This window comes from Microbacterium sp. (genome assembly GCF_047607465.1).
Taxonomy (GTDB): domain Bacteria; phylum Actinomycetota; class Actinomycetes; order Actinomycetales; family Microbacteriaceae; genus Microbacterium.
Genome location: NZ_JASGCY010000008.1, coordinates 1 through 6,536 on the forward strand (window position 1 = coordinate 1; position 6,536 = coordinate 6,536).

Here is a 6,536-nt window from a genome sequence, read left to right on the forward strand (position 1 = left end):
CGACTCATACAAGTCCACCGCCCGCTGACGGAACTCGTCCGTGTAGTTCTTCCTAGCCATCCCTTGAATTCTCGCTTCCCCAGCATCGTGCTGGAATCAGCGTGTCCAAGATCAGGGGTCAAGTCCCTACCACTGTTGGTGAGTACATGCACCGCATTCTCGGCCTGATGGATGGTGAGAAGCGGATGACGTACTCGATCTGGCGGCTTCCGGAGCCCGGGGGGGATCCTCGCCGTGTGGGTGATACGTTCATTCAGGCTGCGGGTAGTGCACAGAAGATGGCGATTGAGGCGCGGGTGATGACCTCGGATGGCACCTCGCACCTGTACGCGATCGGGCGCCCCGAACCGCACAACGGGGAAACCACCACCGTGCCCATCAGTGATGAGCGTGCCGTGCGGGTGTTCACGAACGAGATCTTCACCGCGGATGAAGCCGCAGTGATCTTCATGACGTTCTACCTCACTGACGCCGTCTCCCGGCCCTACGTGCTACGTGAGATCGACCTCAGCGTCGAACAATCAGAATTGCGCTGACCAATGCGCATCGCCGTCCAACACGAACGTGTCGCGGAGATGGTCGCCCTGATGGCGAACACCGGCAAGAATATTGCGACTATCTTGGAGAACCTCGACCGCGAATCGAAACTTCTCCAGTCCGACTGGACCGGAGAAGCGCGTGACGCCTACCGGGTCGCCCACGCGCAGTGGAGCGCGGCACTGCAAGAGATGAACGATATCGTGCTCCGTGAACTCGCCCGAACACTCGTCAACGCAAACCAGCACAGCATCGACGCCAGCACCTCCGCCACACGGGTGTGGGAGTGAGCAGCGTCCCGTGAGCGCCGTTACGCTGTCGTACGTGTGAGCAGTACGCGACTGGCTCACGTGCGGAAAATCACGGGTATCTCGAGCCTCCCTTCTCGCGCTTGTCAAAGCTGCGGTGGTCGGTCGGCTCGCCCTCCAGCGCAGAGTCCAGGACGAGCTTGGTCAGTTGCGCGGTTGCCAGGGCATCGTGGCCAGGGCGCCGGAAGGGGCGTCGGCCACGGCCTGACAGCCGCTCAGGCCGTGGCCGCGCGCAGCGCGATGCGGATCATGTCACCAAAGGTCTGTTCGCGCTCGTGCGCAGTGGTCTCCTCGCCGGTCACGATGTAATCGGAGACTGTGCAGATGATCAGTGCCCGCCGGCCGTAGTGTAGAACTGCTCGCTCGGGAAGAGCAGCCCGACATGCACGCCCGAGGCGAGTGGCTCGGACTCGCTCGCTTCGACGGCCGCGCGCAGCAGCGCGAAGTCCGCGACGGGGGCGTAGTCGAGTCCATGGAACCGCACCCGGTTGATCCCAGAGTCGGTGCACGCCCCGTTTGCGATGATGATGTCGCGCACCTTCAGCCGCTCTGTCAGCGCACCGCAGGACCCGACCCTGCCGATCGTCTACACCCCTAGGAGTCGAACCGCTCGTTGGCGTAGATCGCCATCGACGACTGCCCCATGCCCGAGCCCTGCACCGAGACGCAGTGACCATTCCCGTTGCCGGTGAACCCCAGCATCCCCCTCGTCTGCGTGTAGAGCTCCGCGTCGTTGAGGAAGGTCTCCGCGATCCACTTCGCGCGATGCGGGTCACCGGGGAACAGGACGATGCGTGCGATCTCCTCCCGAACGGGGCGGGTGCGACGACGGGGAACGCGTGGCCACCGACCTCACCCCTCGTCGACGAGCTCTTCGCGGATGCGCCGGAGGTCTTCCATGAGCGACCCGATCAAGATCCAATGGGCGGATGCCGGCGGCCTCACCTCGAGGGGAGCGGTCAGCGCCGGTATCGCAGAGGTGAGCGCCTCCGGCTCTGGTGCGACATCGGCGACCTGTACGGCAAGGCGCACGTCGTGTCCGGCGCGACGCAGCTGCTCGGCGATGGCCGCGACCGCGGGTTCTTGACCGATCGAATCGTCGTAGTGGTCGATGTATGCGCGCGTCATCCCGACCGTCTGGATGACGATCGGCGACAGTTTCTCCAGCAGGGCGCGCATCTCGCGCAGCTGATCGCGATGGGCAGAGCGTCGCGGGTTCAGGGCGAGTGACTCCTCGCCAGCGGCGATGGATGCCTCGGCAGCATCCCTCATCGGGCGAAGCAGCCGAACCTCGAGCATCAACTCTTGCAACCTCTGGGGTGTTTGAGGCTCGGCTAGAGCTGCTGCGAGCCGGTCGAGGCTCGCGGCGAGCTCGCTGCCGAGGAGCCCGATGTCGCGCCGGGCGGGGCCTGTGAGCACCGGCGGCACGATCAACGCATTCACGACGATGCCGATGACCACACCGATCAGCGTTTCGCCGATGCGGGCGAAAGCGTACTCCGGGCTTGACGACCCGAGGGCGAGCACGAGCATCGCCGAGATCGCGACCTGGTTGCCGGTTCCTGGTGTCGCCCGGAACAGCCAGGCGACGAGCATCGCCACGACGATCGCCAGCAGCACGATCCAGCTCGGGGATCCGAGCAGCAAGCCGAGCGCGACCGCGATCACGACGCCGGCGATCACGCCCACGCTGCGCTCGAGCGCCTTGGACAGCGACTGGTTCACGCTCGGTTGCACGACCAGCACAGCGGCGATGGCGGCGAACACGGGCAGCTGCGTGGGGAACACCCAGCTGGCGACGACCCATGCGGCAATCGTGGCGGCGATCGACTTCACCACCTGCAACAGGGGGGAGCGACGGGAGGCCCTGATCGCAGTGGGGATGCGCATGAATCAACGGTACCCGCGCCGCGGCATCCGTTCCCGCGCGCGTGTAGGGAGGGGACGTGAGAAAGATAGGGAAGGTGTCGGATGCCGGCGGGGCGCCTCAGCGCGGAGCGTAGGGGTATCGGAGAAGGAGACCCCCATGTACGAGCACCCGTACTACCAGTTCACCCGCCATGAGCAGGAGGAGCTCGCGCGCACAGCCGAGCTGCACCGCTTCATCGCCGAGCACGCCGATCAGATCGTGCCGCGCCGAGAGGGGGCGATCATGCGGACCCTGCGCCGGATGATCGGCGCCGCACCCCATCGAGACGCGCGCTGCCGTCCCGTGTGCGACCCGGCCGCCGCGCGGTGACGCCGGGCCCTGCGCCCGCACCGGCCCTCGATGTCGGAGGGGGATGGCACGATGAGTCCATGTCCCCGTTCGCGCCCAGCGCTCCGATGGTCGGCCGAGATGCCGACCTCGCCCGTGCGCACGCGCTGTTCGAGCTGGCGCGCGAGGGCACGCCGACGGCGCTGCTGATCGAGGGCGAGGCCGGCATCGGCAAGTCACGGCTGCTGCGCGAGTTCGCCAGCGGTATCGAGAACCGCGCCGACATCCATCTCGGCTGGTGCATCGACCTCGGTGACACGCGCTCGCCGTACGGCCCGCTCGTCGGCATCCTGCGCTCCATCGTGCAGACGCTGGGAGAGGAGCGGGTGCGGGAGGCCTGCGGATCGGGCGTCGACGCGCTGGCCATGCTGCTCCCCGAGCTCTCGCCGCAGGCCGATCGCGCGAGCGCGAGCCCCGAGCGCCTGCGCGACGCCATCGCGAGCCTGATCGAGTGCGCCGCCGAGCGCGCCCCCCAGGTGCTCGTGGTCGAGGACCTGCACTGGGCAGACGACTCGACTCTCGCGATCCTGTCGTTCCTGATGCGGGCGCTGAGCCGCGGGCGCATCATGCTGCTGCTCACCTGCCGCTCCGACGATGTGCGGCGCGGCGACGCGGTGAGCCGCTTCATCGGCGAGGCGACGCGCGCCCGGCTGCTCGAGCGCGTCGCACTCGAGCGCCTCGGCGTCGACGCGGTCCGTGAGATCGCAGAGCAGATCGCCGGTCGCGCCCTCAGCGACGGGGCGCTCGAACGCATCCACGCCCGCGCGGAGGGCGTGCCGTTCTTCGTGGAGGAGATCGCCGGATGCTCGACCGGCCCGATCCCCGAAGGCCTCCGCGACCTCCTCCTCGCCCGCTTCGATCGGCTCGGCGACGATGCGCGACGCGTCGTGCAGGTCGCGGCCGGCGCCGAGCGTCCGTTGACGCATCCGCTGCTCGTGCAGCTCGCCGACCTCGACGAGGAGCGTCTCGACGAGGCCGTCCGCGAGGCGACGCGCAGCGGCATCCTGGTCGTCGTCGACGACGGCTACCGCTTCAGGCACGCGCTGCTGCGCGAAGCCGTGCACGATGACCTCCTGCCCGGCGAGCGCTCGCGGCTGCACCGCCTCTACGCCGAGACGCTCGAGGCCCAGCGCGACGGCGGCGACACCGCGGACGCCGCGGCCCTCGCCTATCACTGGCAGCTCGCGCAGGACGACCGCAAGGCGCTGACGGCGGCCGTCGACGCCATGCGCCACGCGAAGGCGCGGTTCGCCTTCGCGAGCGCCGCCCGCTTCGGCGAGATCGCGCTCGGACTCTGGCCGAAGGTCGCCGACGCCGCCGAGGCCGCGGGCATCGAGCGCCTCGACCTGCTGCTCGTGCTCGGCTCCATCCTGCGCAACGCCGGCGACGGCGAGCGGGCGCTCGCGGTCGTGAACCTCGCGCTCGACGAGATCGACCCGGCGTCCGACGATGCCCGGCTCCACGCGCGTCTGCTGCGCGACAAGGCCTACTACATGATGAACGTGGGCCGTCCCGGTGCCATCGCGTGGCTGAGCGAGTCGCTCGCGGTGCTCGAGGCGCGCGTCGACGACGACCGCCTGCGCGCGAACGTGCTGAACACCCTCGCGAGCCGGTACATGATCGCCGGCGACCTCGATGAGGCACTGCGCGTCGCCACCGAGGCCGAAGAGTTCGCACGCAGGGCGGGCTCCGACGACGAGGTGTCGATCGCCGCCAACGTGCGGGCGGTGTCGCGCTCGCATCTGGGTGACATCGCGGGCAGCGTCGCCGAGTACGAGATCGCGCGCTCGAAGGCGCACAGCTCCAACGCCGAGCTGCGCTACCGCGTCAACTTCTCTGACCTGCTCGCCCACCGCGGTCGCTACCGCGAGGCCGTCGCCTTGGCCGAAGAGGGACTGGCCCGTGCCCGCCGCTTCGGCGTGGAGCGCACCTCGGGTTCGGTGATGACGCAGAACATGGCCGTGCCGCTTCTCGAGCTCGGCGAGATCGAGCGCGCGGAGGAGATGCTCCGCCGCGAGCTCGCCCAGAACACGCTGCGGGTGTTCCGCATGTACACGACGATGACGCGCGTGCGCGTGCTGTCGTGGCGCGGACGCCACGAGGAGGCCGCCGAACTGCTGCGCGAGTCGCTGCCGGCGTTCCGCGAGACGGGAACGGTCGAGAGGCAGATCTGGTACGACATCGTCGTGATGACGGTGGCCGTGGCCGAGAGCAGCGGAGACCTCGCGGGAGCGCTCGACGCGATTCTGCGGATGCTCGACGACGACGGGCCGCGTCTGCTGCACCAGCGCCGGCTGCTGCTGCAGTCGGGCTGGATCATCGCGCAGCTGCGAGCCGAGGCGGTCGACGTGGCCGCAGCCGCCGAGGCGGTGCGCACGGCGTGGGAGGCGCAGCATCCGCAGCTGCGGGGAGACGGCTGGGAGACGATCCTGTTCGCGCTGCTCGAGCCGAGCGCCTCCGTGCTCGAGAAGGCGCTCTCTGTCGCCGACGGCGAGGACGTCCCTGTCACGTTCCGCTCGGTCGTGCGGCTCGAGCTCGCCCGTCTGCGCGTGCGCGAGGGCGATCGGGCCGCGGCATCCGTGCTGCTCGCCGACGCGGCGGAGAATGCCGAGCGCATCGGTCATGCGCAGCTGTGCCGGGAGGTGGCGGCGTTCGCAGCCTCCGCGGGTCTGCGCACGACGGATGCCGGCGGGGAGGACGATCCGCTCACCGCGCGCGAGCGCCAGGTCCTCGAGCTGATCGCCGAGGGTCTCAGCAACAGGCAGATCGGCGAGCGGCTGTTCATCAGCGTGAAGACGGTCAGCGTGCACGTCTCGGCGGTGCTGCGCAAGCTCGGCGTGAGCACGCGCACCGAGGCAGCGCTCGCGGCGCAGCGGATGCCTGCGGCGCGTTCGTGACCCCCTGATCGTGACCCCTGTTCGTGACCCTCTTCGTCCAGGCCGACCCAACCATCAGGTGGGCGTGGTACGTTGACCGAAGCGCGCGCCGGATGTTCTGGCGCCTGTCGGCCGTGAGAACGGCCGTTCAACAGTAGAAAGTAGAAACACATGGCCACTGGCACTGTGAAATGGTTCAACTCGGAGAAGGGTTTCGGTTTCATCGCTCCCGATGACAACTCGGACGACCTCTTCGCTCACTACTCGGCTATCGCCGGCTCCGGTTTCAAGGAGCTCCGCGAGAACCAGAAGGTCGAATTCGACGCTGAGCGTGGCCCCAAGGGCATGCAGGCGGCGAACATCCGCGCTCTCTGAGTCGCGCGCTCTGACTTCCTGACCGGCCGGACCCTCTCGGGTCCGGCCGGTTTTGCGTCCCCAGCCCCCTTCCGTTACCCCGTTCCGGTCGCAAAACAGGTCCGATTTATAGGGTAAAACGGACCAGGTTTGCGACCGGAACGGGGTAACCGAAGGGGGCTGGGGACGCAAAACCCGCCGGAC

At 68.4% G+C, this 6,536-nt stretch carries 8 protein-coding genes; 5 read left to right on the top strand and 3 right to left on the bottom strand.

Annotation, left to right across the window (positions count from 1 at the left end; translation table 11 throughout):
* Nucleotides 1-146 precede the first annotated feature (146 nt).
* Nucleotides 147-536: a hypothetical protein gene (locus QM568_RS01235; RefSeq protein WP_415134997.1), complete on the top strand. Its 390-nt coding sequence runs from the start codon at nucleotides 147-149 to the stop codon at nucleotides 534-536.
* Between the two features lie 3 nt (nucleotides 537-539).
* The gene (locus tag QM568_RS01240) at nucleotides 540-827 is read left to right on the top strand and encodes a WXG100 family type VII secretion target (protein WP_415134999.1); all 288 of its coding nucleotides are present in this window, start codon (nucleotides 540-542) and stop codon (nucleotides 825-827) included.
* A 346-nt stretch (nucleotides 828-1,173) separates the two neighbouring features.
* Here QM568_RS01240 and QM568_RS01245 read toward each other — a convergent pair whose 3' ends face one another.
* The 3 genes from QM568_RS01245 to QM568_RS01255 are packed head-to-tail and all read right to left on the bottom strand — an operon-like array spanning nucleotide 1,174 to nucleotide 2,735.
* Nucleotides 1,174-1,383 (bottom strand): hypothetical protein, encoded by a 210-nt coding sequence (locus QM568_RS01245; RefSeq protein ID WP_415135001.1) that lies wholly within the window; start codon nucleotides 1,381-1,383, stop codon nucleotides 1,174-1,176.
* 56 nt (nucleotides 1,384-1,439) lie between these two features.
* The gene (locus QM568_RS01250) at nucleotides 1,440-1,646 is read right to left on the bottom strand and encodes a hypothetical protein (RefSeq protein ID WP_415135011.1); all 207 of its coding nucleotides are present in this window, start codon (nucleotides 1,644-1,646) and stop codon (nucleotides 1,440-1,442) included.
* 51 nt (nucleotides 1,647-1,697) lie between these two features.
* A complete protein-coding gene (locus QM568_RS01255; RefSeq protein WP_415135003.1) occupies nucleotides 1,698-2,735 on the bottom strand; it encodes an FUSC family protein in 1,038 nt (345 codons plus the stop codon).
* Nucleotides 2,736-2,871: 136 nt separating this feature from the next.
* Here QM568_RS01255 and QM568_RS01260 point away from each other — a divergent pair, with 136 nt between their 5' ends.
* The 3 genes from QM568_RS01260 (at nucleotide 2,872) to QM568_RS01270 (ending at nucleotide 6,353) form a co-directional block, all read left to right on the top strand.
* Nucleotides 2,872-3,084 carry a hypothetical protein gene (locus tag QM568_RS01260; RefSeq protein WP_415135005.1) on the top strand — a complete coding sequence of 71 codons (213 nt, stop codon included), beginning with the start codon at nucleotides 2,872-2,874 and terminating at the stop codon, nucleotides 3,082-3,084.
* A gap of 59 nt (nucleotides 3,085-3,143) precedes the next feature.
* On the top strand, nucleotides 3,144-5,999 hold the full coding sequence (locus QM568_RS01265) for a helix-turn-helix transcriptional regulator (RefSeq protein WP_415135007.1): 2,856 nt from the start codon (nucleotides 3,144-3,146) through the stop codon (nucleotides 5,997-5,999).
* 150 nt (nucleotides 6,000-6,149) lie between these two features.
* The gene (locus tag QM568_RS01270) at nucleotides 6,150-6,353 is read left to right on the top strand and encodes a cold-shock protein (RefSeq protein ID WP_415135009.1); all 204 of its coding nucleotides are present in this window, start codon (nucleotides 6,150-6,152) and stop codon (nucleotides 6,351-6,353) included.
* Nucleotides 6,354-6,536 lie beyond the last annotated feature (183 nt).